We start from the raw sequence: 23,513 nt of genomic DNA on the forward strand, positions 1-23,513 counted from the left end.
CGACCTGCGGTGAGACGGGCCCTGAGCGCGGCAGACCAGGTCGCCTGGGCGGCTCATCCTCCGGTCGCGATGGCCGCGATGGCACCATGCGGTCGATGCTGGCCGTCGCCGGGCCGCCGCAGACGCTCGACCTCCGTGAAACCGGCTCGCGCCAGCCGCTCGGAGACCTCGTCGAAGGGCCAGCGATAGGCCGTCGTGACCTTGTGGTCGAAGGCGGCGACCTCGTCACCGTCGAAGAGACCGAGCACCAGCATTCCGGACGGGGACATCGCTCGCCGGAACTCGGCGAGCACACCGTCGAACTCCTGCGGCGGCAGGTGAATCAGTGAGTACCAGGCCAGGATGCCGGCCAGGGAGTGGTTGGCGACGTCGAGGCTCTCCAGCGACCCGAGCTGGTACCGACCGTTCGGGTGGGTCGCCCGCGCGTGGGCGATGAACTCTCCGACCAGGTCGAGACCCGTCGCCTCGACGCCCAGCGCGCGGAGGTGGTCGGTGAGGTGGCCAGGACCGCAGCCCAGGTCGAGCACCAGGCCCGGTCGGCCCGCCAGATGCCGCCCGATGAAGGCGAGGTCGTCGGGGTGTACCTGCTCGCTGGTGCCGAACAGCCCGATGTAGACCTCGGCGACGGATGCGTACGCCTGCCGAACCCGCTCCACGTTCACCGCCCGACTATAGGAGCCCGCGGGGTCGCAGGGTTGCTCAGGCGAAGTAGTGGCCGAGCGCGAGGTCTGCGATCAGCCCAGGCCGAGTCGGTTGCCAGTCGAGCAGGTCACGAGTGACATGCGCCGAGGCGGGTCCGTCGATTCCCCAGAGGGCGCCAAGCCAGCCGACGTAGTCGCCAGCCTCCTCGGGGCTGACCGAGACGGCGGGGACGCGCAGGTGGGCGGCGAACGCCTCGGCGACCGCGCGGATCGGTACGCCCTCGTCGTCGACCGCGTGCAGCACGGAGCCGGCGGGCGCGGACTCGACGGCGAGGCGGAACAGCCGTGCGGCGTCATCGCGGTGGACGGCGGGCCAGCGGTTGCTGCCGTCACCGACGTATGCCGCAGCGCCCTTGTGGCGGGCGAAGCCGACCGCGGTGGTGGTGAAGCCGTTGTCGCCCTTGCCGTGGGTGGCGGGTGGGAGCCGCACGAGCGAGGAGCGGACCCCGTGGTCGGCGAGGGCGAGAGCGTGGCGCGCGGTAGCCATCCGTCCGTCGGCACCGCTGATCGTGCCGGCGCTGCCGATGTCCGGGGTCAGCCCGTCGCGTTCGGTGGCGACGACACCGGACGGTAGCCCGAGCACGCCGAGGATGCCGGAGGCCATGACGAAAGGCTTGTCGGTGCCGGCGAGGGCCTCGCCGAAGGTGTCGACCGCCGTGCGATCGGCGGTGGTGGCGCCGGCAGCGTCGCCCGCGAAGAACAGGTCGTGCTTGAACGCGAGGTGGACGACGCCGTCGGAGGAGGTGGCCCCGTCGCGGAGGACGTCGAGATCGTCCAGCGATCCCGCGCGGACCTCGGCTCCCATCGCCCGCAGGGACTGGGCCGCCGCGTCCGAGCGGGCCAGGCCGGTGACCTTGTGGCCGGCGGCGATCAGCTCGGGGACGAGCCCTCGACCGACCCAACCTGACGCTCCGGTGACAAACACGTGCACGGGGACCTCCCTATTTCTAGAACGATCGTGCTAGGAATGAAGATAGTACGATCGCTCTAGTAACTGCAAGGCGAGCTGGATCACGAGGCGGAGCTGATGGGGCGGCCGGTCAATCACCAGCGGCGGGCCGACCTGCTCGACGCCGCGGTCGACTACGCGGTCGAACACGGGTTCGCCGAGCTGTCGTGGCGGCCGGTGGCCAGCGCCCTGGGGGTGTCGACCACGACGCTGGTGCACCACTTCGGCACCAAGGAGCAGATGCTTGAGGCGATCCTCGGGCGGTTGCGGGAGCGGACGTTCGCCGCCACGAGCGACGCGGTCGGCGACCAACCCGACCTGGCCTCGGCGGCGCGGGCGGTCTGGGCGCGCACCTCCGACCCGCGCCAGTCAGCGGAGTTCCGGCTGTTCTTCGCGGTCTACGGACGAGCCCTGCAGGCGCCGCAGCAGTTCGTCGAGTTCCTCGATCGGGTCGTGGCCGACTGGATGCGCTCCCTGGTCGACGCGCAGGGGCCGGGCACCGACCCGGCGGCGGCGACCCGCACCGCAACCCTGGTCATCGCGACGATCCGCGGCTTGCTCCTCGACCTGCTGACCACCGGTGACCGCGACCGCATCCAGGACGCCGCCGAGACCTTCCTGGCGACGCTGGAGCACGACGCGCCGCCGCGCTAGGCCGCGGGTGGCACCCGGTGCGAGCCTGGTTCGGGGAGGGAGGCTGGGACGTGGCGCAGGCCACTCCGGTCACCCGGCCGGCAACACCGCGATCCCCTGCATCTCGATCAGCAGGTGCGGGTGGGGTAACTGGTGCACGGCCACGGTGGTGCGCGTCGGCCCGGTCTCGTCGAAGAACTCGGCGTACACGTCGTTGTAGCCGCCGAAGTCGTTCATGCTGACCAGGTACGTGGTGACCTGCACGAGGTCGGAAAGGTCCGCGCCGACGTCGCGCAGGATGTCACGCATGTTCTCGACGACGGCACGGGTCTGCGCGGCGATGTCCAGCGACGTGGTGCCCATGGCGTCCACCGTCGCACCGGCGATCGTGTTGTCGGGGCGGCGGCTGCTCGTACCGGACACGAAGACGAGACCGCCCGCGACCTTGACGTGCGGGAACCGGCCGCGCGGCACGGCCTTGCCGGCGACGACCCGGGCCCCGCTCATGCCGACGCCCGCAGCGACGCCGTGCCGAGCTGCTCGACGGTGACCCGCACGTGCGCGCCCGGCCGCAACGGCACGGCGGCCGTCGCCGCGCCGGCCAGCAGCACCCAGCCGTCGCGCAACTCCCCGGCGAGGCGGGCCGCCTCGGGCAGGGCGCGGCGCGGGTCGCCGAGTATCGCGGCGGTGGAGCCGACCTGCGCGACGCGGCCGTCGACCTCCAGCAGCACGCCGAGGTTGTCGACGCCGTCCGGCACCGGCCGCCACGGCCCGACGACGAAGCCGGAAGCGGACGTGTTGTCCGCGATCACCTCCGGCAGGGTGAACCGGAAGTCCACGTAGCGGGAGTCGATCAGCTCGATGGCCGGGGCGATCGCGGCGATCTCGCCGCCCTCGACGAGGAACGCGACCTCCGGCTCGACCTTAGGGTGGATGCGCCCGGACAGGTCGACGGTGCCGCCGTTGGGTACGTGCATCGCGTCGGTGAGCCGGCCCCAGATCACCTCGTCGACGCCCATCTGGGTCATCTTCGCGCGGCTGGTCAGGCCCAGCTTCAACCCGACCAGGGCCTCGCCGCGGTCCAGCCGTCGCGCCACCAGGGCCTCCTGCACCGCGTACGCGGTGGTCACGTCGAGGCCGGCGTCGGCGCCGAACTGCGCGACCGCGGTGTGCGACACGGCGGCCTCGTCGAGGCGGCCGGCGAGGGTGTCGATCACTTCGGGTCCTTTCCGGCGTCCCGGAGCAGGTCCAGCGCCACGTCGACGATCATGTCCTCCTGGCCGCCCACCATCCGGCGGCGGCCCAACTCCATCAGGATCGTGCGTACGTCCACCCCGTAACGCCCCGCGGCGCTCTCGGCGTGCCGCAGGAACGACGAGTAGACGCCGGCGAAGCCCAGCGACAGCGTCTCCCGGTCCACCCGCACCGGCCGGTCCTGCAACGGGCGCACCAGATCCTCGGCGGCGTCCATCAGCGCGAACACGTCGCAGCCGTGCTGCCAGCCGTTCAACTCCGCCACCGCGACGAACACCTCAAGCGGCGCGTTCCCCGCCCCGGCGCCCATCCCGGCCAGCGAGGCGTCCACCCGGCGCACCCCGTGCTCGACCGCGACGAGGCTGTTCGCCACCCCGAGCGACAGGTTGTGGTGCGCGTGGATGCCGATCTCCGTCGCAGGGTCGAGCACCTGCCGGTACGCGTCCGCCCGCTGCGCCACGTCCGCCATGGTGAGCCGGCCACCGGAGTCGGTGATGTAGACGCAGTGCGCCCCGTACGACTCCATCAGCTTCGCCTGCGCCGCCAGGGTGCCCGGGTCGGCCATGTGCGACATCATCAGGAACCCGGCCACGTCCATGCCGTTGTCCCGGGCCCAGGCGATGTGCTGCGCGGAGATGTCCGCCTCGGTGCAGTGCGTCGCCACCCGCACGCTCGTGACGCCGAGATCGTGGGCGGCCCTCAGGTCGGCGATCGTACCGATGCCCGGCAGCAGCAGCGTGGTCAGCTTCGCGCGGGTCAGCACGGACGCGGCCGCGCTGATCCAGTCGGCGTCGGTCGCGGCGCCGTGGCCGTAGTTGACGCTGGATCCGGCGAGGCCGTCGCCGTGCGCCACCTCGATCGCCGCCACCCCGGCGGCGTCCAGCGCCGCCGCGATCTCGGTGACCTGCCCGATCGTGTAGCGGTGCCCGATGGCGTGCATGCCATCGCGCAGGGTGACGTCCTGGATGTAGAGGTCGGTCACGACGAGGCCATCCGTTCGGCGGTGCGCAGCGCGGCGCTTGTCATGATGTCGAGGTTGCCGGCGTACGCGGGCAGATAGTGACCGGCGCCGGAGACCTCCAGGAAGACAGCGACCTGAAGGCCGGTGAAGTGCCCGCCGAGCGCCGGCACGTGCGCGTCCACCTCGGTGAACTGCACGTCCTGCTTGAGCCGGTAGCCGGGCACGTACTGCCGCACCGACGCCGCCATCGCCTCCACCGACGCGGCGATCGCCGCCCGGTCGGCGTCCACGTTCGGGCACAGGCAGTAGACGGTGTCGCGCATCAGCAACGGCGGCTCGGCCGGGTTCAGCACGATCACCGCCTTGCCGCGGCCCGCCCCGCCGACCACCTCGATGGCACGGGCCGTGGTCTCGGTGAACTCGTCGATGTTGGCGCGGGTGCCCGGCCCGGCCGAGCGGGAGGCGATCGAGGCGACGATCTCGCCGTACGCCACGGGCGCGACCGCGGCGACGGCCGCGACGATCGGCACGGTCGCCTGACCGCCGCAGGTGACCATGTTGACGTTGCGCTCGCCCAGGTGGGCATCCAGGTTCACCGGCGGTACGACGTACGGGCCGATCGCGGCCGGGGTCAGGTCGACCACCCGGATGCCGTGCTGGCGAAGCACCGCGTCGTTGTGCCGGTGCGCGCCCGCGCTGGTGGCGTCGAAGACGATGCCGACGTCGGCGAACTCCGGCATCGCGACGAGCCCGTCGACACCCTTCGCGGTGGTGGCCACGCCGAGGCGGCGAGCCCGGGCCAGGCCGTCGGAGGCCGGGTCGATGCCGGCCATCGCCACCATCCGCAGCGACTCCGACAGCCGCAGCACTTTGATCATCAGGTCGGTGCCGATGTTGCCGGAGCCGATTACCGCCACGCCGGTGGTCATGCGTCACCCTTCGAGAAGCAGGCCCGGACGCTGCCCAGGCCGGAGATCCGAGCCTCGTACGCGGCGCCCGGGGTGACCGTCACCATCGGCCCGAGCGCGCCGGACAGCACGGTGTCCCCGGCGCGCAGCGGCCGACCGTTCGTGGCGAGCGTCGCCGCCAGCCAGGCGACGGCGTGCAGCGGGTTGCCCAGGCACGCCGCCCCGGCGCCGACGGAGACCGGCTCGCCGCCGTGCTCCAGCACCGCCCCGCACAGCCGCAGGTCGACGTCGCGCACCCGGCGTGGGGTGGTGCCCAGCACGTACCTGCCGCTGGAGGCGTTGTCGGCCACGGTGTCCACGATGGAGATGTCCCAGCCGGCGATCCGCGAGTCGACGATCTCGATGGCGGGCAGCAGGTGATCGGTGGCCCGCACCACGTCGGCGACGGTGACCTGCTCGTAGGAGAGGTCCCGGCCGAGCACGAACGCCACCTCCGCCTCGACGCGCGGTTGCAGCAGGCCACGCAGGTCTATCTCGGCGCCGTCCGGGACGGCCATGTCGCCGAAGAGGACCCCGAAGTCGGGCTGGAAGACGCCGAACGCCTCCTGCACCGTCCGCGACGTCAGGCCCACCTTCGCGCCGACCGGCCGGCGGCCCTCGGCGAGCCAGGCCGTGACCTGCGCCTGCTGCACGGCGTACGCGGCCCGCAGGTCGCCGGCCGGCAGCAGGTCGTCGCGCAGCGGAGCCCGGGCAACCCCGGTGGCGTACGCCTCGCGCAGCGCCGCCGCCGCGGCTTCGATGTCGGCGCTCATCCGAGGTCCACGCAGACGTTGGTGAGTTCGGAGTAGAAGTGCAGCGAGTGCGTGCCGCCCTCACGACCCACACCGGACGCCTTCACCCCGCCGAACGGGGTGCGCAGGTCCCGCAGGAACCACGTGTTCACCCAGACCAGGCCGGCGTCGAGCCGCGCCCCGGCCCGGTGCGCGCGGCCCACGTCGCGGGTCCACACGGTGGCGGCCAGGCCGTACTCGCTGTCGTTGGCGAGCGCGAACGCCTCGTCCTCGTCGTCGAACGGCGCGATGTGGCAGACCGGCCCGAAGATCTCCTCGCGGACCGTACGGGAGTGCTGCCGAAGTCCGGTCAGGACGGTGGGCTGCACGTACGAGCCGCCGTCGCGGTCGTCGCCGAACACCGGCACACCACCGCCGGCCAGCACGGTGGCACCCTCGGCGCGGGCCAGTTCGTAGTGGCCGAGCACCTTCTCCCGGTGCTTTCCGGAGATCAGCGGCATCGTCATCGTCGCCGCCTCCGACGGCCAGCCGAACGCCAACTCCTCGGCACGCTTCGCCAGCCGGGCCGCGAACTCGTCGAAGACCGGCCGCTGCACGTACAGCCGCTCGGTGCACAGGCACACCTGACCGCCGTTGGTGAAGCTGGACCGCACCGAGCCCTCGACTGCCGCGTCCAGGTCGGCGTCCGCGAAGACCAGCCCCGCGTTCTTGCCGCCCAACTCGAACGAGACGGCCTTCACGCCGTCCGCGGCGGAACGCATGATGGCCGAGCCGGTCGAGGACTCGCCGGTGAAGGTGATCGCGTCCACGCCGGGGTGCCGGGTGAGCGCCTCGCCCGCCGAGCCGGGACCGAAGCCGTGCACCAGGTTGAAGACCCCGTCGGGTACGCCGGCCGCGGCCATCACCTCGGCCAGCACGGTCGCCGACGAGGGCGTCTCCTCGCTGGGCTTCACGACCACGGCGTTGCCGCACGCCAACGCGGGCGCCACCTTCCAGGTCAGCAGCAGCAGCGGCAGGTTCCACGGAACGATGATCGCCACCACGCCGACCGGCTTGCGGACCGCGTAGTTCAGCGCCCGCCCACCGCCCGCCGTGACGGTGGTGAACGACTCCGTCGGCGTGGCCGTGATGACGTCGGCGAACGCGCGGAAGTTCGCGGCCCCGCGCGGGATGTCCAGGGTGCGGGCCTGGGACACCGACTTTCCGGTGTCGGCGACCTCGGCCGCGACGAGGTCGTCGAAGCGGCGTTCCAACTCGTCGGCGACCCGGCGGAGCACGACGGCCCGTTCGCCCTCACCCATCGCGCCCCACGGCCCGCGCAGCGCGGCCCGTGCGGCGGCCACGGCCGCGTCCACCGTGGCGGAGTCCGCTTCGGCGACGTGCAGGATCGTCTCGCCGGTCACCGGCGACACCTTCGCGAACGGGGTGCCGCCGGTGACGAATTCACCACCGACGTAGTTGGGCAGCAGCAGGTCGCCGCTCGGACGGCCGTCGATCAGGCCGCTCGGCCAGCGGGTGGTACGCCCGGATGTCATGGCGGTCCTTATCGTTCGATCGTGGAGTCGGCGACGAGTGCCACGATGGCCGCGTCGGCCGTCGGCTCACCCGTCGCCGCGGCGGCCGCCTCGTCGGTGGCGACCAGCACGACGGTGCCGACGCCCACGTTGAGCGGGTCGATCGCGACGAGGTCGGGCCCGTCGGTGCGGGGCCGGACCAGCACCAGCCGGCGGCCCTGCAACGCCGGCAGGATCTTGTCCGGCCAGACCTTGGCGATGACCTCGCCGAGCATCATCAGGCGTCTCCCCGCAGGCTCGCCATGACCTCGCGGATCCGGGAGGCCTCCGGGTCCTCCAGCAGCGCGGCAGTGGTGGGGTGGGGCTTGGGGTACACCTGCGAGCTGCGCAGGTCGCCGTGTGCCCGGATGGCGGCCTCGCCGGAGGCGACGGCCTGTCGAACGGCCGCGAGGGTGCCCTGCACGGCGACGGCGAGGTAGCCGCTGGTCACCCGCTCCACGGCGATGCAACGGACGTCCGCAGTTTTGATCATGGCTTCGATTCCGGCGGACAGGGCCACGACGCCCCGGGTCTCGACGATGCCGATGGCGATGTCAGAAGGCATGTGCTGTTCTCCTTACCGGGTCAGTTGCCGACGAGACGGGGGTCGACGGCGAGCGCCGACACCGCGTCGCAGGGGCTGGCGAAGACGATGGAGTGGACCGTCCGGCTCTTGGCCTTGGCGGTCGCCTCGCCGATGTCGACGGCCTCCTCGACGGTGGCCAGGTCGCCGCGCAGCGCGACGGCGACGATGCCGCCGCCGAGGCGGACGACGCGGGTCACCTCGACCTCGGTGGCCTTCACCATCGCATCGACCGCGTCGAAGATGGCGGTGTAGCCCTCGGCCTCGACGAAGCCGGCAGCCATGTTCCGCATGGTTTCTCCTTTTCCAGTGTTTAGGGCAGGTTCCAGGACAGGACGGCGCCGCCGGTGCCCCAGAGCGGTCCGTACCCGTGCAGCTGCGCCGGTCCGGTCGCCGCCCCGGCGCCGGCGGCGAACGCCAGCGCGCGGAACTGGCTGTCGGCCTGCGCCTGGCGGGCGAAGTCCTCGCGGATCTTCAGCGCCTCGTCGACCTTGCCGGCGGTCAGCAGGTCCAGCACCCGCCGGTTCCAGCGGTCGTGCGCGGGGTCGCCGATGTGGTCCTCGTGCGGCTCGATCCACTGCTGGATCAGACCGGACGACATGCCGGAGACCACGACGACGGCGGCGCGTACGCCCGCCTCGCGGGCCGCGGCGGCGCCGGCCGCGCCGACGTCGGCGAGCGTCTGCGCGTCGGCGTACAGGTTGCACGACACCTGTGACCAGCGCAGCTCACGGCCCGGGTCGAGCAGCGCCGAGGTGACGATGGTGCCGGTGTCGATCGGGAAGCCGTCGTAGCGGGTCCGCCGGGCCTGCATGCCGTCCTTCTGCACCTGGTCGGCCCACCGCTCGGTGAACGGCACGTCGAAGCGCAGGTCGTAGCGGAGCAGGCCGTAGTCGTAGGCGTACCAGTTCTCGTCGACGTGCTCGCCGCGCGGGTTCGGGTCGCACTGGAACTGGTGGCCCAGAACCGTGAACCACTGCGTGGACAGCAGCAGCACCACGTCGGGCTTGAGTCGGCGCAGCCGGTCGCCAACGTCGCGGGCGGCGTTGGCCAGGTCGGCCCAGCACTGCGCGGGCTTCTCCGCCAGCAGGTGCGGCATGCCGGGCAGCAGCGCCCCGGCGATGATCCCGGTGTCAGGCACGGCGGTCTCCTTCGGGCGTCCACTCGACGACCGCGTTGCCGGTGCCGATGATCGTGCCGTAGCCCATGACGTCGCCGGGTATCTGCGGCCAGCCCATCGCGGCCAACATCCAGGTGAGGCTGCCCGCCTTGGTCTCCGACGCGGTGGCCTCGATGTGCTCGGGGATCAGCTCGCGCAGCGGCGCGGTCGGCCCGCGGCGGATCGCCTCCAGCAGCTTCATGTCCCAGCGGTACTGGTGGTTGTTGTACGGGTGCTCGCGTTCCATGTCCTCCGGCAGCTCCGGCTCCTCGTGCCAGTGCAGGTGCGACAGGGAGTTGGAGGCCAGCAGCACGGCGCGGCGGCCAGTGCGCTCCACGGCCCGGCGGGTCGCCTCGCCCAGCACCTCCATCTCCTCCAGCGACGCGTCGGAGTAGAAGTACGGGTTGTTGTTGGCCGACAGCGACACCACCGGGATGTCCCAGGCGGGGTTGACCAGGTGCAGCGCGCCGATCGTGGCGTAGTCCACCCGTACCCGTGGGTCCCGCAGTTTGCGGGTGACCAGGCCGAGGTCGCTGGCCTCGTCGGCGATGGCCTCGCCCAGCTCCACGTCGGAGCGGAAGTCGTAGGAGTACCGGAACAGGTGCGGGAAGATCGGCTCGACGGAGACGCCGCGCGGGTTGGGCACACAGTTGACGTGGTGACCGACCATCGTGATCCAGTGCGGGGCGTGCACGATCAGCACGTCCGGGCGGTGCACCTCGCGGATGCGCTTGCGCAGCCGCTCGTACGCCCAGCGCAGCACCTCCCAGCCGCCGGTGGAGCGCGGCTCGTTCTGCGGCGGGTTCTCCGCGTAGATCAGGTGTGGCGGGTGCGGGCTCATGATCCCGGCGACGATGCCGGCGCGGGCGGACGCCTCCTGCGGCAGCCGCTCGGTGGTGCCGGTGCGGCCGACGCCGCCCGGACGGGCGGGCGCCACGGGCACCCGGAAGACTCTGCTCATGCCGGTCCCTCCCCGGTCGTGCCCCGGTCGGCCAGCACCCGCACGAACGTGCGCTCGTCGGGTTCGGCGCCGAGGATCTGCAGCCCGTCGTCGTCGAGGGCCAGTTGGTCGTCGGCCAGGCCGGCGTCGTGCCGGACCCAGGCCCGCAGGGGCGCGGGGTGCGTGCCGTGGATCTCCACGAGGGCACCCTCGGCCAGGCCCGCGCCGGGTGCCACGTAGACGATCCGGCGCCGGCCGCGCTCCCCGGCGTACGGCTCACGGTCGGTGGTGGTGACGCGCAGCCACCGCCGCCCCCCGCGCATCTCCTGCCGGGTCGCCGCGGTCCCGCCGAGGTCGACCCGGCCGTCGTCGTCGAGCCGCAGCCCGTAGCGGCGTTCGGCGTCGGCGGCGCTGAGGTATCCCTGCGTCACGTCGTCGGCGACCTCGGCGGGTTCGCGGTCGAGCGGGTCACCCCACCCGCCGCCGCCGGCGGACTCCATGACGAGGACGTCGCCGGCGCGCATGGTGAAGCCGGCGACCTTGCCGGGGGTCGCGAAGTCGACCCGCTCGCCGCTCGCGCGGCGCACGAACGTGACGGTGGGGGCGCCGGGGCCGCCGTGGTGCAGACCGTACGGCGGCACCGTCGTGCGGTCGGTCTGCACGGAGTAGGCGCCGGTGCTGGCGAGCAGCCGGGTCTCGCGCCGGCTGCCGAGCCCACCGCGGCGCGTCCCGTCGCCGCACGAGCCGAGGCGCAGTTCGGACGCGTCGATGAGGATCGGGATCTCGGTCTCCAGCCGTTCGACGGACTGGATGGTGGAGATGTCCCCGAGGTCGACGGGGTTCATCGCGCTCGGCCCGTCGGATTCGAGGAATCCACCGTTGCCACCCGCGGGGTAGTCGTAGTACAGGTAGGGCCGGCCGGTGCGTTGGTCCACGCCGCCGATGAGGTTCTGGAAGGTGGTTCCGAATTGGTCGGCCGCGATGAGGTCGGGTGCGACCTGGCTCAACGCGGCCATGACGGCGGAGATGACGCGCTTGCGCACCTCGCTGTGCGCGTTGGCGGGGGCCGGGTAGGCGACGTGCACGACGGTGCCCTGCTCGGTGTGCACGCGCAGCGGGCGGAAGGCGCCGTGGTTGACCAGACCACCGGGGTCGAGCGCGCTCTTGACGGCGATGAAGACGCCGGCGACGGTCATCGCTCGCGAGGAGTTGACGACGGCGGCGACCTGTGTGGACGAGCCCCGGAAGTCGGCGTCGATCTCGTCGCCGTCGACGGTGAGCACGCAGCGCACCAGCGCGGGGTCGTACCGGCCGTCGGTGTAGAGGTCGAGGTAGTCCTCGTAGCGGTAGACGCCGTCGGGCAGCTCGCGGATGCGGTCGCGCAGTCGCTGCTCGGTGCGGTCCATGTTGGCGGCGACGCTGTCGAGCAGCAGTTCGGCGCCGTAGCGGCCGACGAGTTCGCGCAGCCGGCGCTCGGCGGTGTGGCAGGCGGCGATGCAGCTCTCCAGGTCACCGCGTCGCTCGTCGGCCATCCGCACGTTGGCGAAGAGGATGGCGTACGCGGCGGCGTTGGGACGGCCCTGCTCGATCAGCTTGATCGGCGGGACGCGCAGTCCCTCCTGGAGGATCTCGGTGGCCTGCCCGGAGACGCTGCCGGGGGTCATCCCACCGATGTCGGCCCAGTGCATGCGTACGCAGGGAAAGAGGAACAGCTCGTCGTCGACGAAGACCGGGGTGATCAGGGTGACGTCGTTGAGGTGGCTGCCGCCGCGGTACGGATCGTTGACCATGTAGAGGTCACCGGGGCGCATCTCGTCGGCGAAGTCGGCGAAGATCTCCGCGACGGAGGCGGGCATGGCGATGACATGCCCGGGCATGTCGCGCCCCTGGGCGACCATCTGACCCTTCGGGTCGAACAAGGCGCAGGAGAAGTCCTGCGCGTCCGCGATGACGGGGGAGTGCGCGGTGCGAAAGATCGTTTGGCGCATCTCGCGCACGATCGAGATCAGACCTTCGGTGACGATCTCGAGGTCGATCGGGTTCAACGTCTTGGTCATGCGACGCCTCATGTGTTCCGGCTCGTGGTGCCAAGTGGCTTGGCTCTGACCTCCCGTGGACCACATTGTGGTCCGTGGTTTATATTATGAAACACTACCAAGCGAGAAAGTGGGAAGCAAGATGTCGCAGGCCGCAGGACCGTCCCCAGCTGCGGAGGAGCCCGTCACCCGGGAGTCCGGCACCCAGGCGCTCGACCGCGCCCTCAGCGTGCTGCTGGCCTTCCGCAGCGGGAGCGTCGAACGCAAGGTCAGCGACGTCAGCCGCGAGCTGGGACTGCACAAGTCGACCGCCAGCCGGCTGTTCCGGGCCCTGGCCGACACCGGCTTCCTGCAACGCAACGACGAGACCGGCGCGTACCGGCTCGGCGTCACCGTCTTCGAGCTGGGCGCCCGCTTCCTCTCCGGGCTCGACATGCACGCGCTGGCCCGGCCGCTGCTGCACCAGCTCGCGCAGGACCAGGGCGAGTCGGTCAACCTGTCCATCCGCGACGAGCTCGACGCGCTGTCGATCTACATCGAGCACGGCACCCGCAACGTGCAGCTCGTCTCCCGCCTCGGCCGGCGCATCCCGCTGTGGTGCAGCGCGGCCGGCAAGGCGCTGCTGCTCGACCACGACGACGAGCAGATCCGTGCCCTGTTCGTCGACACCGAGTTCACGCCGCTGACCCGCAACACCGTCGCCGACCTCGACACGTTCGCCGAGCGGATGCACCAGGCCCGCGAGCAGGGGTGGGCGCTCAACGACGAGGAGAGCGAGGAGGGCCTGCGCGTCGTCGCCGCGCCCGTGCGCGACCAGTTCGGCCACGTCACCGCCGCGATCAGCGTCTCGGGGCCGATCTTCCGCCTCGACGAGGCCCGCGTCGCCGAGCTGGCCGCCGCCGCCGTCCGGACCGCCGACGAGCTGTCGCGTCAGATGGGCCACGGCGTGGGCGCGATCTGGGGACACTGACCGGCTCAGAAGTGTTCCTGCACGGCGTCGGGGTGCACCCGCACGTGCAGCAGGGCGGGGCCGGTGACCGGCAGCACCGCGTCGAACGCGGCGTCGGCGCCGGCCTCGTCCGTCACCGTCCACGACGGCACGCCCAGTGCCCGCGCCACGGCGGCGAGGTCGCGTTCGGGGAAGCGGGCCAGCGCCGGATCCACCCCGCGCGGGCGCAGCTTGCGCACCTCCGCCCCGTACGCCGCGTCGTCCAGGACGATCAGCAGCACCGCGGCGCCCGTACGGGCCAGCGTGTCCAGCTCACCCAGCCCGGTGAGCAGGCTCCCGTCGCCCTCGAACGCCACCACCGGCCGATCCGGACGACCCACCGAGGCGCCTACCGCGAACGGCAGCCCCACGCCGATGCTTCCGAAATCCCACGGGGCGATCAGCGCCCGGTCCACCGCTGGTGAGTCCAGCAGCAGGTTCGGCCAGCCGCCGAAGTGCCCCACCCCCACCACCGTTGTGCGGTGCCGCGGCAACCGCCGCGCGCACACCCGCAGGAACGCCCGCGGGTCGATCCGGTCGGCCGCCCGCAACGGGACCAGCCCGGCGAACGGGTCCGCCTCGGCCACCTCCCGCGCCAGCTCCGCCGAGCGCCACTGTGGCCGCGAGATCGGCGGCAGCGCGGCGGCCACCGCGGCGGCCACCGCCCCCGCGTCACCCACCACCTGGGCGTCCACCGGCCAACGGGCGCCCAGCGCCGCCGCGTCGATGTCGACACCCACCACCTCGGCCTGGGCGAACAGCCGGCCGTGGTCCGCGGTCCACCGGTTCAGCCCGGCCCCGAACGTCAGCACCAGGTCCGCCTCGCCCAGCACCCGCCGGGTCAGCGGCCGGGCCAGCCCACCGGCCACCCCCAGGCAGTACGGGTGGTCGGCGAAGACGCCCGCGGCCATCAGCGTGGTGGCCAGCACCGACCCGCTGCGGTCCGCCAACTCCCGTACCGCCGCCGCGGCAGCCTCGGCGCCCCGGCCGGCCAGCACGACCGGCCGCTCTGCCTTCCGCAGCCGCTCCGTGAGCATCACCACGTCGTCCGGGTGCGGGGTCGGCGGCCCCGACGGGCGCGGCCGGACCACCGCGACGGGCGGAGGCACGTCCTGTGGGACGTCCTCGTCCTGCAGGTCCATCGGCACATTCAGCACCACCGGCCCACGGGCCGATTCGGCCAGCCGGAACGCCGCCGCGACGTCCCGGACCGCGCCCGCCGCGCCCACCACCGGCACCACGCGGCCCGCCGTCGCCAGGGCGAACGGCTGCTGCGGGAAGTTCTGCACGTGCCCCGGGTCGCCGGGCGGGGTGTCGCCCGCCACCAGCACCAGCGGGGTGCCCGCCTGGCGGGCGATCGTCAGCGCGGCGCCCGCCACCGCCAGCCCCGGCCCCTGGGTCACCGTGGCCACCGCGCACCGCCCGGTCGCGCGGGCGTACCCGTCGGCCATCATCACGGCGGCGTTCTCGTTGCGGGCCGCGACGAACCGCACGCCGTGCCGGTCCACCAGGTCGCTGACGAGGAACATGTTGGCGTCGCCCAGCAGGCCGAACACCGTGTCGACGCCGTGTGCGACAAGCGCGTCGGCCAGCAACTCGTACACCTTCACCGGCGCTGGCCCTTCGGGTAGGCGCCGGCCGGTCGCAACGCGACGCTGAGCGCACCCAGGTACGAGTCGTTGGCGGCGGCCTCGAACCGCGGCCCGGCCAGGCGCGCGGCCCGTTTCGTCATGGACCGGCCCACCGGCGACACGGCCAGCAGCCGGTCGACCACCGCGTCACACGCCGGGCCCAGCTCGTCCGCCGGCACCGCCGCCGTGACCAGGTCGTGGCGCAGCATCTCGGCCGGGTCGATCCGGTCGCCCAGCAGCAGCCAGCGCTTCGCTCGGTCCGCACCCACCAGATCGGCCAGGATCGCCATGCCGCTCCAGGTCAGCGGGATGCCGAAGGTGACCTCCGGGAACGTGAAGAAGCAGCTCTCCGCCGCCACGCGGACGTCCGCGGCCAGCCCGAGCACCGCGCCGGAGCCGATCGCCGGACCGTTGAACGCGGTCACCGTCGTCTGCTCCAACCGGTACCAGCGCTCCACCAGCTCGGCCGTACGGCGCTGCACGTGCATCGTGGCGGACGCGTCCAGGGTGGCCAGCTCGTCCAGGTCGGTGCCGGCGCAGAACGCCGACCCGGCGCCGGTGAGCACCACCACCTCCACCTCGGAGTCGCGGCCCACCTCGTGCAGCACGTCCTCGAACCGGGCCAGCATCGCCAGGTCGAAGCTGTTGCGCCGATGCGGCCGGTTCAGCGTGATCCGGGCCAGCCGGCCCGCTCGGTCGAGCAGCACGGAAGACCCGGAGGACGGTTCGGTGATCATGGTGACTCCGAGGTGAGTAGGGCGCGGTCCACCAGGGCGGCGGCGTGACCGACGTACGACAGCGGGTCCAGCAGCCCGGCGACGTCCTCGCCGGGCAGGGCGGCGGCGACCTGCGGGTCGGCGCGCAGCACGTCGGCGAACGGGCGGTCCTGCTCCAGGCTGTCGCGCACCACCCGCATCACCAGGTGGTGAGCCTCCTCGCGGCCCAGCGTGCCCGCCAGCCGCAGCATCACGGCCTCCGACAGCACCAACCCGCCGGTGATGTCGAGGTTGGCGCGCATCCGGTCCGGATTGACGCCCAGGTCGCCGAACACCTCGACCAGGCGCTCCAGGGCGCCGCCGATGAGGATGAAGCACTCCGGCAGCAGCTTCCACAGCGTCATGCCGACGCCCATGTCCCGGTCGTCCTGCGCGACCATCGTCTGGAGGGCCAGCGGCACCTGCGCGCGTAGCGTGCCGGCCGCCGCGATCACCGCCTCGCAGCGGATCGGGTTGCGCTTGTGCGGCATCGTGCTGCTGCCCACCTGGGTCGCGCGCTGCGGCTCGTACGCCTCGCCGATCTCGGTGCGGCCCAGGAAGTACACCTCGCGGGCCAGCTTCTCGCCGCTGGCCGCCACCAGGCCCAGCACCATCAGGCACTCGGCGAACCGGTCCGAGGTGGCGTGCCACGGGGTGTCCGCCACACCCAGGCCCAGGTCCTCGGCGACGATCCGCTCCAGCGCGAACGCCTGCGGCCCGTACCCGGCCATCGTGCCCGCCGCCCCGCCCATGCTCGTCACGAGCAGTCGGGCGCGCAGTTCCCGCAGCCGGTCGCGGTGGCGCTGCAACTCGCTCTGCCACACCGCGCAGCGCAGCCCGAACGTCGTCGGCAGCGCCTGCTGGCCGTGCGTACGCGCCGGCATCGGGGTGCTGCGGTGCCGCAGCGCCAGCCGGCGCAGCAGCCGCACCAGCTCGTCGAGTTGGCGTCCGACGATGTCCAGGCCGGCGCGGGCACGCAGCACGAACCCGGTGTCCATGACGTCCTGTGTGGTGGCGCCCAGGTGCACGTACCGCCCCGCCTCGCCGGGGCACGCCGCGGTCAGGGCGCGCACCAACGGCACCAGCGGGTGCACGGTGTCCGCGGCGTCGGCGGTCAGCGCCGCCGTGTCCAGCTTCTCCAGCCGGGCCGTCGCCGTGATCGCCTCCGCGGCGGAGTGCGGGATGATCCCGAGTGACGCCTGACCGCGGGCCAGCGCGGCCTCCACGTCCAGCCAGGACTGCATGAGCTGCCGGTCGTTGAACACCCCCCGCATCTCGGCGTTGCCGAAGAAGCTGGTGACGGTCAGCGAGTCGAGGAAACAGGACCCCAGGTGCATCAGTTCTCCCCCTCGAACAGCGCCAGCGCGGCGCGCCGGTCGACCTTGCCGGACGGCAGCAGGGGCAGCCCGGCGACCGCGCGTACCCGTGTGGGCAGCTTGTGTCGGGCCAGCCGCCCGGCGGCGGCGGCGAGCACCACCTCGGGGTCGAGCCGGGCGTCGGGCGCGGCGACCAGCAGCGCGCCGACCTCCTCACCCCAGCGCGCCGACGGCACGCCGAGCACACACGCCTGGCCGACGGCGGCGTCGTCGAGCAACACGGCCTCCACCTCGGCCGGGCTGACGTTCTCGCCGCCACGGATGATGAGCTCCTTGACCCGGCCGGTGAGCGTGAACACCCGCTCGGCGGTCAGCGCGCCGAGGTCGCCGGTGCGCAGCCAGCCGTCGTCGGTCAGAGCCGCGGCGGTGGCGTCGGGGTCGTCGACGTACCCGGCCGCGACCGACTCGCCGCGGACCAGCAGCTCACCCGGCTCGCCCGGCGGCACGGCGTGCCGGGTGCCGGGCCGCACCACGGCCGCTTCCAGGCCGGGCACGATCCGGCCGACGGTCAGGCCGACCGGGGCGCAGCTGCCGTCGCCCGGGTCGACGCTGATGGTCGGACCCGCCTCGGTCTGGCCGTAGACGACGGCGGCGCGGTCCAGGCCCAGCACGCGCACGGTGCGCTCACGCAGCGCGGGCGGGCACGTCGCGCCGCCGAGGAAGCCGACCCGTAGCGACGACAGGTCCCACCGGCCCGGCTCGCGCTCGACCCGGTCGGCGAGCATCGTGGCCATCGTCGGGACGGCCTGCACCACGGTGCAGCGGTGCCGCTCGATGAGGTCCAGCACGGTCTCCGAACGGAACCGCCGCGTCGACACCCAGAGCGCCCCGGTGACCAGGGCGAGCACGGCGCCGCTGCTCAGCCCGGCGGCGTGCGCCAGCGGCAGCGGTGAGGCGAGGATGTCGGCCGGGCGCAGCCCGGCCGCCTGGGTCGTCCACTGCGCGTTGCGCACCAGGTTGCGGGCGCTCAGCGCCACCATCTTGGCGGGGCCGGTGGAGCCGGAGGTGAACTGGATGTTCAGCACGGCATCGGCGTGACCGGTCGGTGCCGGTGCGGGGTCTGCCCAGCCGGTCAGCGCCGCGAGCGCGCCCCGACCGCCGTCGTCGTCGAGCGTGTGGATGCCGTCCGGCGCGTACGGCGTACCGGCCAGCGCGGCGGCCGCCTCGGCGGGCGCGTTCCGGTCGCGGATCCGCGCGGCCACGAACAGCCGGCGCGGCCGGGCCCGGGCCACCGCCTCGGCCAGCTCCGCCGCGGTGAGGCCCGGGTGCAGCGTGACCAGGGCGGCGCCGCGCCAGGCCGCCGCCGCGAGCAGCGTCAGCCAGGCGAGGCTGTTCTCCGACCACACCGCGATCCGGTCTCCGCGGCCGATCCCCTGGGCGGCCAGGACGGCGGCGCCCCGGCCCGCCAGCTCGGCGAACTCGGCGTGCGTGACCGGGCGGTCCAGTTCCGCGAACGCGTACAGCGGCCGGTTCGGGCACCGGGTCGCCCCGTCGAGCAGGACGGCGTCGAGAGCGAGGTGCGACACGGGTCAGTCCCGGGTGAGTAGCAGGTTGCCGTGCTCGTCGGCGGCGCCGCGCCAGCCGGCCCCGACGACGGTGGTGCTGCCGTTCTCGCGCACCACGGCCGGGCCGGTCACCGTGTCGCCGGGGGCCAGTTCGGCCCGTCGCCACACCGCGGCGTCCACCCAGCCGTCCAGCCCGTACAGCCGGGTTCGGCCCGGTTCGGCCCTGCCGGCGGACGGTGCGGCGAAGCGCACCTCGGGGCTGGGCCCGAACGCGGTGAGCCGACAGTTGACGATCTCCGCCGGGTGGCCGGTACGCACGTAGGCGTACCGCTCGGCGTACGCGTCGTGGAACGCCGCGACCAGGTCCTCGGCCCGGGCGGGCAGGTCGTCCACCGCGACGGCCAGGTCGTGGCTCTGCCCGCGGAAGCGCATGCCCACGGTCAGGGCGAACGACACCTGGTCGGCCTCGATGCCGTCCTCCGCCTTGAGTTGCGCCCGGGCGGCGTCCTGTAGCTCCGCGACGGCCTCGCGCGCCGCGGCCAGCCCCGGCTCGTCGGCGGCCACCAGGACGGTACGCACGTAGTCGTGCCGGGCGCGGGCCGTGACGAACCCCAGCGCCGAGAAGTTGCCCGGCACCGGCGGCACCAGCACCCGGCGGATGCCCAGCTCGTCGGCGAGCGCCGTGGCGTGCATCGGCCCGGCCCCGCCGAACGGCATCAGCACGAAGTCGCGCGGGTCGTGCCCGCGGGCCACGGAGATCTCCTTGATCGCGCTGGTCATCTTGATGGTGGCCAGCCGCAGGATGCCGTGTGCCAGCTCCATCTCGTCCAGCCCGAGCTGCCCGGCGAGCGCCGCCGCGGCAGCCGTCGCCGGCGCCCGGTCCAGCAGCACCTCGCCGCCCAGGCTCTCCTGCGGGTCGAGGTGCCCGACCAGCAGGTGGGCGTCGGTGGTGGTCGGTTCGGTGCCGCCACGGCCGTAGCAGGCCGGGCCGGGCGTGGAGCCCGCGCTGCGCGGCCCGATCCGCAGCTCGCCGCCGAGGTCACGCCAGGCGATGGAACCGCCGCCCGCCCCGATCGTGTTGATCTCCACCTGGAAGGTGCGGTTCGGGTACCCGGCGATCGTCCCGTCGCTGGTCATCAGCGGCGAGCCGCCCTTGATCAGGCAGACGTCGGTGCTGGTGCCGCCGATGTCGCAGGTGATCACGTTCGAGTGTCCGGCCAGGCCCGCCACGTAGACGGCGGCCGCGACACCGCCCGCCGGGCCGGAGAGCGCCAGGTTGATCGGCAGGCGGCTGGCCTCGTCGGTGGAGACGACGCCGCCGCTGCTGGTCATGATCGACAGCGGGTGCACATACCCGGCGCTGGCCAGGGCGGTGCCGAGCCCGCGCAGGTAGTCGGCGACGGCGCCACGGACGCTGGCGTTGAGCACCGTCGTGGCGAACCGCTCGTACTCGCCCTGCTCCGGCACGACATCGGAGGAGACCGTGCAGACCAGGTTCGGGTGGCGTTCGGCGAGCCGCTGCGCCGCTGCCCGCTCGTGGGCGGGGTTGCGGTACGAGTGCAGCAGGCAGACCGCGACGGCTCCCGGCCCGGCGGCTGCCACCCGGTCCAGCACCTCGTCGAGGTGGCCCGCGTCGAGTGGTTCGGTGACCGAGCCGTCGGCGGCGACCCGCTCGCGCAGCGCGTGCCGCAGCGAGCGGGGCGCCAGCGACGGGCGGGCCGCTTCCTTGACGCTGTAGAGCTGCGGGCGGTGCCCGAGGCCCATCTCCAGTACGTCGCGGAAGCCGGCGGTGGTGACCACGCTGACCGGGTCGCCGGAGCCCTCCAACAACGCGTTCGTCACCCGCGTGGTGCCGTGCACGAAGCGGTCCACCGTGTCCAGCGAGACGCCGAGCTTGGCGAGTCCTTCGAAGATCGCGGCCGCGGGGTCGTGCGGCGTCGACAGCGTCTTCGCCTCGGCGAGCCGTGCGGTGGCCGGCTCGTAGACGATCACGTCGGTGAACGTGCCGCCGATATCGACGCCGATGCAGAGCATGCGGGGGGTGCCTTTCGTGGGAGGGGGACCGTCAGAAGGTGACGCCGTAGCGGCGCAGCGTGGTACGCGTGACGGTCCGCAAGATCCAGTCGAAGAGGTAGCCGAGCAGGCCGAGGGCGAGGATGCCCACGAAGACCCATTCGGTCTTGGCGTAGTTGCGGGCGGTCCAGATCAGCGAACCCAGCCCGCTCTGCGCCGCGACGATCTCCGCGGAGACGATCGTCAGGAACGAGTTGCCCATGGCGAGCCGAGCGCCGGTGACGACGTGCGGCACTGTGGACGGCAGCACCACCGACACGAGGCTCTGCAGCGGCGAGGCGCCCAGGGCGCGGGCCGCCCGCAGTCGCAGATCGTCGACGGCCAGCACCCCGGCCAGGGTGTTGAGCGCGACGATGAAGACGGTGGTGTAGAAGATCAGCGCGACCTTGGACGCCTCGCCCGGGCCGAGCCAGATGATCGCCAGCGTGACGAAGGCGATCGGTGGCACGAACCGGAAGAACTGGATGTACGGGTCGAGCATCAGTCGCAGCCAGGGGATGCACCCCATGAGCAGCCCCACCGGCACGCCGATCACGACGCCGAGCGCCCAGCCGGTCAGGATGCGGGTCGACGAGGCGCTGATCGAGGCCCACAGGGTGCCGTCGCGGATCAGGTCGACCGCGCCGTTCCAGGTCAGCATCGGCGACGGCAGGAAGAACGCCGTGTAGTTGCGGCTCACCAGGTCCCAGACGGCGATGCCGAGGGCCACCGAGAGCACCGACAGCCCGACCCGTGTCAGCTGGGGTCGCATGGTTCGCCGGCGTGCCGAGTGGCGCGGCCCGACGGGGGTGGGCGCCGGGTCCGTACGCACGTCGACGGTCATCGTCCCGCCCCTTTCTGGTCGCCGGTCGGCCGGCCGTCGTGCCCGTCGTCGAGCCCCTGGGCCCGCAGGGTCCGGGCCACCTCCTCGCCGATGTCCTCGCGCAGCTGCCGGAACAGGGCGGCGCTGGCCGGGTCGGTGAGGTCACGCGGCCGGGGCAGGTCGCATTGGTACACGTTCTTGATGGCGGCGGCGGGGCCGGCGGTCATGGTGACGATGCGGTCGCTGAGCAGGATCGCCTCGCCGATGTCGTGGGTGACGAACAGGATGGTGGCGCCGGTGTCGCGCCAGATCCGGTCCAGCTCGACCTGCATGACCAGCCGGGTCTGGGCGTCCAGCGCCCCGAACGGCTCGTCCATGAGGATGACGGAGGGCTCGTTGGCGAGCACGCGGGCGAGTTGCGCCCGCTGCCGCATGCCGCCGGAGAGCTGGCTGGGGAACCGGTCGGCGCTGTGGCTGAGCCCGACCATCGCCAGGTAATGGTCCTCGATGGCGGTGCGCTTCGCCTTCGGCATGTTCCGCATCCGGGGGCCGAACGCGACGTTCTGCCGGACGGTCAGCCAGGGGAACAGCGCCTCCGCGCTCTGGAACACCACGCCGCGCGCCACGTCCGGCCCGGTGACCGGAGCGCCGCCGCAGGAGACCTCGCCGCTGGCCGGGGTGACGAACCCGGCGACCGCGTTGAGCAGGGTGGACTTGCCGCAGCCGGAGGGCCCGAGCAGGCAGATGAACTCGCCCGCCGCGATGTCGAGTGTCGCTCCGCGCACCGCGTCGAAATCGCCGAAGCGGATGTCGACGTCGCGTAGGGAGACGGGGGCCCCGCCCCGGCCGGTCGAGGACGACCGGCCGGTCGGGGACGCCGTACGCGTGCCGTGGGGCGTCACGCCACGCCCCTGACCATCACCGTCGCAGGGTCAGCGGCCTTCTCCACGATCTTGCTGTCCTGCTGGAACTTGGCGATCTCGGTGTAGCGCTGGAGGTCCTCGTCGGTGAAGTCGCGGACCTTGCACTCCACGCCCTGCAGGAGGTTCTGGGCCTCGGCCGCCGGGACCTTGATCGCCTTCTCGGTGACCGCGCCGGCCTTGGCGGCGTCGGCGGTGAGCTGCTCGCACGCCTTGCCGACGGTGTCGACGACCTTCTTGGCGGCGTCCTTGTTCGCCTCGTACCAGGCGCCGTCGACGCCGATCACGAGGTTGTAGACGTAGCCGATGTCGCCGCTGGTGAGCAGCACCTTGCCGCCGTTCGCCACACCGCGCGACGGCCACGGCTCCCACATGATGTAGCCGTCGACGTCGCCGCGCTGCAGCAGCGCCGGCATCTCGGCGGGGGAGGCCTTGACGAACTCGACGGCGTCACGGCTGATGCCCTTGGCCGCGAGGACCTTGTTGGTGGCGTACTCGTTGACGGTGCCGGGCACGACGCCGTACTTCTTGATGGCGGCGACGTCGTTGATGCCGGAGCGGGCGACGAGCTTGATGAAGCTGGGCGACTGGGAGAAGACGGCCAGGCCCTTGATGTCGCCACGGGTGGCCCGGTTGAGCAGGCTGGACTCGGTGCTGGCGGTGACCTGGCCCTGCTTGGCCAGGATCGCGTCCAGGCCGCCGGTGCCCTCCTGGAACTGGGTCACCGTCACGTTGACGCCGGCCGCGGCGAACAGCTTGTCCTGGTCGGCCAGGTAGATGGGGGAGTACGCCGGGTCGACGCCCACCCCAAAGGTGACATTGGCGGACGGTGCGGTGGCGGCGCCACCGGCCTCGTCGGCCGTCTGGTTCTCGGCGCACGCGGCGCCGGAGACCGTTATCAGCAGAGCCGCGGCCGCTACCCGCAACGTTCGCATCTTCATGGCTACCTCAGTCTCCGACTGGCTCATATGGTGGTCCGTGTTGCTCAATGTGGG

At 72.8% G+C, this 23,513-nt stretch carries 24 protein-coding genes; 2 read left to right on the top strand and 22 right to left on the bottom strand.

The window, feature by feature from the left end:
• Window positions 1-53: 53 nt before the first annotated feature.
• Both ABZ808_RS01420 and ABZ808_RS01425 read right to left on the bottom strand, forming a co-directional pair.
• Window positions 54-662 (bottom strand): class I SAM-dependent methyltransferase, encoded by a 609-nt coding sequence (locus ABZ808_RS01420; protein ID WP_356999291.1) that lies wholly within the window; start codon window positions 660-662, stop codon window positions 54-56.
• A 37-nt stretch (window positions 663-699) separates the two neighbouring features.
• Window positions 700-1,632 carry an SDR family oxidoreductase gene (locus ABZ808_RS01425; protein WP_356999293.1) on the bottom strand — a complete coding sequence of 311 codons (933 nt, stop codon included), beginning with the start codon at window positions 1,630-1,632 and terminating at the stop codon, window positions 700-702.
• A gap of 96 nt (window positions 1,633-1,728) precedes the next feature.
• On the opposite strand from ABZ808_RS01425, the gene ABZ808_RS01430 reads away from it, so the two are divergent.
• Window positions 1,729-2,304, top strand: coding sequence for a TetR/AcrR family transcriptional regulator (locus ABZ808_RS01430; protein WP_356999296.1), 576 nt, complete (start codon window positions 1,729-1,731; stop codon window positions 2,302-2,304).
• Between the two features lie 69 nt (window positions 2,305-2,373).
• On the opposite strand, the gene ABZ808_RS01435 is transcribed toward ABZ808_RS01430, so the two are convergent.
• Genes ABZ808_RS01435 through ABZ808_RS01490 form a run of 12 tightly spaced genes read right to left on the bottom strand, consistent with a single transcriptional unit; the run spans window position 2,374 to window position 12,489 of the window.
• Entirely contained in the window at window positions 2,374-2,790 is a 417-nt protein-coding gene (locus ABZ808_RS01435; RefSeq protein ID WP_356999298.1) for a RidA family protein, read from the bottom strand.
• Window positions 2,787-3,500 (bottom strand): fumarylacetoacetate hydrolase family protein, encoded by a 714-nt coding sequence (locus tag ABZ808_RS01440; protein ID WP_356999301.1) that lies wholly within the window; start codon window positions 3,498-3,500, stop codon window positions 2,787-2,789. The genes ABZ808_RS01435 and ABZ808_RS01440 overlap by 4 nt, the downstream gene beginning before the upstream one ends.
• Window positions 3,497-4,519 carry a 4-hydroxy-2-oxovalerate aldolase gene (gene dmpG, locus ABZ808_RS01445; RefSeq protein WP_356999304.1) on the bottom strand — a complete coding sequence of 341 codons (1,023 nt, stop codon included), beginning with the start codon at window positions 4,517-4,519 and terminating at the stop codon, window positions 3,497-3,499. The genes ABZ808_RS01440 and dmpG overlap by 4 nt, the downstream gene beginning before the upstream one ends.
• The gene (locus tag ABZ808_RS01450) at window positions 4,516-5,427 is read right to left on the bottom strand and encodes an acetaldehyde dehydrogenase (acetylating) (RefSeq protein ID WP_356999307.1); all 912 of its coding nucleotides are present in this window, start codon (window positions 5,425-5,427) and stop codon (window positions 4,516-4,518) included. Before ABZ808_RS01450 ends, dmpG begins: the two co-directional genes overlap by 4 nt.
• Window positions 5,424-6,218 (bottom strand): fumarylacetoacetate hydrolase family protein, encoded by a 795-nt coding sequence (locus ABZ808_RS01455; RefSeq protein WP_356999309.1) that lies wholly within the window; start codon window positions 6,216-6,218, stop codon window positions 5,424-5,426. Before ABZ808_RS01455 ends, ABZ808_RS01450 begins: the two co-directional genes overlap by 4 nt.
• Window positions 6,215-7,693, bottom strand: a complete 1,479-nt coding sequence (locus ABZ808_RS01460; protein ID WP_357002690.1) for a 2-hydroxymuconic semialdehyde dehydrogenase — start codon at window positions 7,691-7,693, stop codon at window positions 6,215-6,217. The genes ABZ808_RS01455 and ABZ808_RS01460 overlap by 4 nt, the downstream gene beginning before the upstream one ends.
• A 47-nt stretch (window positions 7,694-7,740) precedes the next feature.
• Complete coding sequence (locus tag ABZ808_RS01465) at window positions 7,741-7,989, bottom strand: EutN/CcmL family microcompartment protein (RefSeq protein WP_356999312.1); 249 nt, start codon at window positions 7,987-7,989, stop codon at window positions 7,741-7,743.
• Complete coding sequence (locus ABZ808_RS01470; RefSeq protein ID WP_356999314.1) at window positions 7,989-8,315, bottom strand: BMC domain-containing protein; 327 nt, start codon at window positions 8,313-8,315, stop codon at window positions 7,989-7,991. The genes ABZ808_RS01465 and ABZ808_RS01470 overlap by 1 nt, the downstream gene beginning before the upstream one ends.
• A gap of 20 nt (window positions 8,316-8,335) precedes the next feature.
• The gene (locus tag ABZ808_RS01475; protein ID WP_354824231.1) at window positions 8,336-8,626 is read right to left on the bottom strand and encodes a BMC domain-containing protein; all 291 of its coding nucleotides are present in this window, start codon (window positions 8,624-8,626) and stop codon (window positions 8,336-8,338) included.
• 20 nt (window positions 8,627-8,646) lie between these two features.
• Entirely contained in the window at window positions 8,647-9,474 is an 828-nt protein-coding gene (locus tag ABZ808_RS01480) for a 2-amino-5-chlorophenol 1,6-dioxygenase subunit alpha (protein ID WP_356999317.1), read from the bottom strand.
• Window positions 9,467-10,453 carry a tRNA U-34 5-methylaminomethyl-2-thiouridine biosynthesis protein gene (locus ABZ808_RS01485; protein ID WP_356999319.1) on the bottom strand — a complete coding sequence of 329 codons (987 nt, stop codon included), beginning with the start codon at window positions 10,451-10,453 and terminating at the stop codon, window positions 9,467-9,469. Before ABZ808_RS01485 ends, ABZ808_RS01480 begins: the two co-directional genes overlap by 8 nt.
• Window positions 10,450-12,489, bottom strand: a complete 2,040-nt coding sequence (locus ABZ808_RS01490; protein ID WP_356999322.1) for a hydantoinase B/oxoprolinase family protein — start codon at window positions 12,487-12,489, stop codon at window positions 10,450-10,452. The genes ABZ808_RS01485 and ABZ808_RS01490 overlap by 4 nt, the downstream gene beginning before the upstream one ends.
• Window positions 12,490-12,610: 121 nt before the next feature.
• Here ABZ808_RS01490 and ABZ808_RS01495 point away from each other — a divergent pair, with 121 nt between their 5' ends.
• On the top strand, window positions 12,611-13,438 hold the full coding sequence (locus tag ABZ808_RS01495) for an IclR family transcriptional regulator (RefSeq protein WP_356999325.1): 828 nt from the start codon (window positions 12,611-12,613) through the stop codon (window positions 13,436-13,438).
• A gap of 5 nt (window positions 13,439-13,443) precedes the next feature.
• Here ABZ808_RS01495 and ABZ808_RS01500 read toward each other — a convergent pair whose 3' ends face one another.
• From ABZ808_RS01500 to ABZ808_RS01535, 8 genes are all read right to left on the bottom strand, one after another.
• Window positions 13,444-15,066, bottom strand: coding sequence for a thiamine pyrophosphate-binding protein (locus tag ABZ808_RS01500; RefSeq protein WP_356999327.1), 1,623 nt, complete (start codon window positions 15,064-15,066; stop codon window positions 13,444-13,446).
• Window positions 15,063-15,824 carry an enoyl-CoA hydratase/isomerase family protein gene (locus ABZ808_RS01505; protein ID WP_356999330.1) on the bottom strand — a complete coding sequence of 254 codons (762 nt, stop codon included), beginning with the start codon at window positions 15,822-15,824 and terminating at the stop codon, window positions 15,063-15,065. Before ABZ808_RS01505 ends, ABZ808_RS01500 begins: the two co-directional genes overlap by 4 nt.
• On the bottom strand, window positions 15,821-17,179 hold the full coding sequence (gene purB / locus ABZ808_RS01510; protein ID WP_356999333.1) for an adenylosuccinate lyase: 1,359 nt from the start codon (window positions 17,177-17,179) through the stop codon (window positions 15,821-15,823). Before purB ends, ABZ808_RS01505 begins: the two co-directional genes overlap by 4 nt.
• Window positions 17,179-18,744, bottom strand: coding sequence for a class I adenylate-forming enzyme family protein (locus ABZ808_RS01515; protein ID WP_356999336.1), 1,566 nt, complete (start codon window positions 18,742-18,744; stop codon window positions 17,179-17,181). Before ABZ808_RS01515 ends, purB begins: the two co-directional genes overlap by 1 nt.
• 3 nt (window positions 18,745-18,747) lie before the next feature.
• Entirely contained in the window at window positions 18,748-20,757 is a 2,010-nt protein-coding gene (locus ABZ808_RS01520; RefSeq protein ID WP_356999339.1) for a hydantoinase/oxoprolinase family protein, read from the bottom strand.
• A 31-nt stretch (window positions 20,758-20,788) separates the two neighbouring features.
• On the bottom strand, window positions 20,789-21,547 hold the full coding sequence (locus ABZ808_RS01525) for an ABC transporter permease (RefSeq protein WP_356999342.1): 759 nt from the start codon (window positions 21,545-21,547) through the stop codon (window positions 20,789-20,791).
• Window positions 21,548-21,615: 68 nt separating this feature from the next.
• Window positions 21,616-22,500, bottom strand: coding sequence for an ABC transporter ATP-binding protein (locus tag ABZ808_RS01530; protein WP_356999345.1), 885 nt, complete (start codon window positions 22,498-22,500; stop codon window positions 21,616-21,618).
• Entirely contained in the window at window positions 22,497-23,459 is a 963-nt protein-coding gene (locus tag ABZ808_RS01535) for an ABC transporter substrate-binding protein (RefSeq protein WP_356999348.1), read from the bottom strand. Before ABZ808_RS01535 ends, ABZ808_RS01530 begins: the two co-directional genes overlap by 4 nt.
• Between the last annotated feature and the right edge of the window lie 54 nt (window positions 23,460-23,513).

This window comes from Micromonospora sp. NPDC047527, from assembly GCF_040643015.1.
GTDB lineage: Bacteria > Actinomycetota > Actinomycetes > Mycobacteriales > Micromonosporaceae > Micromonospora.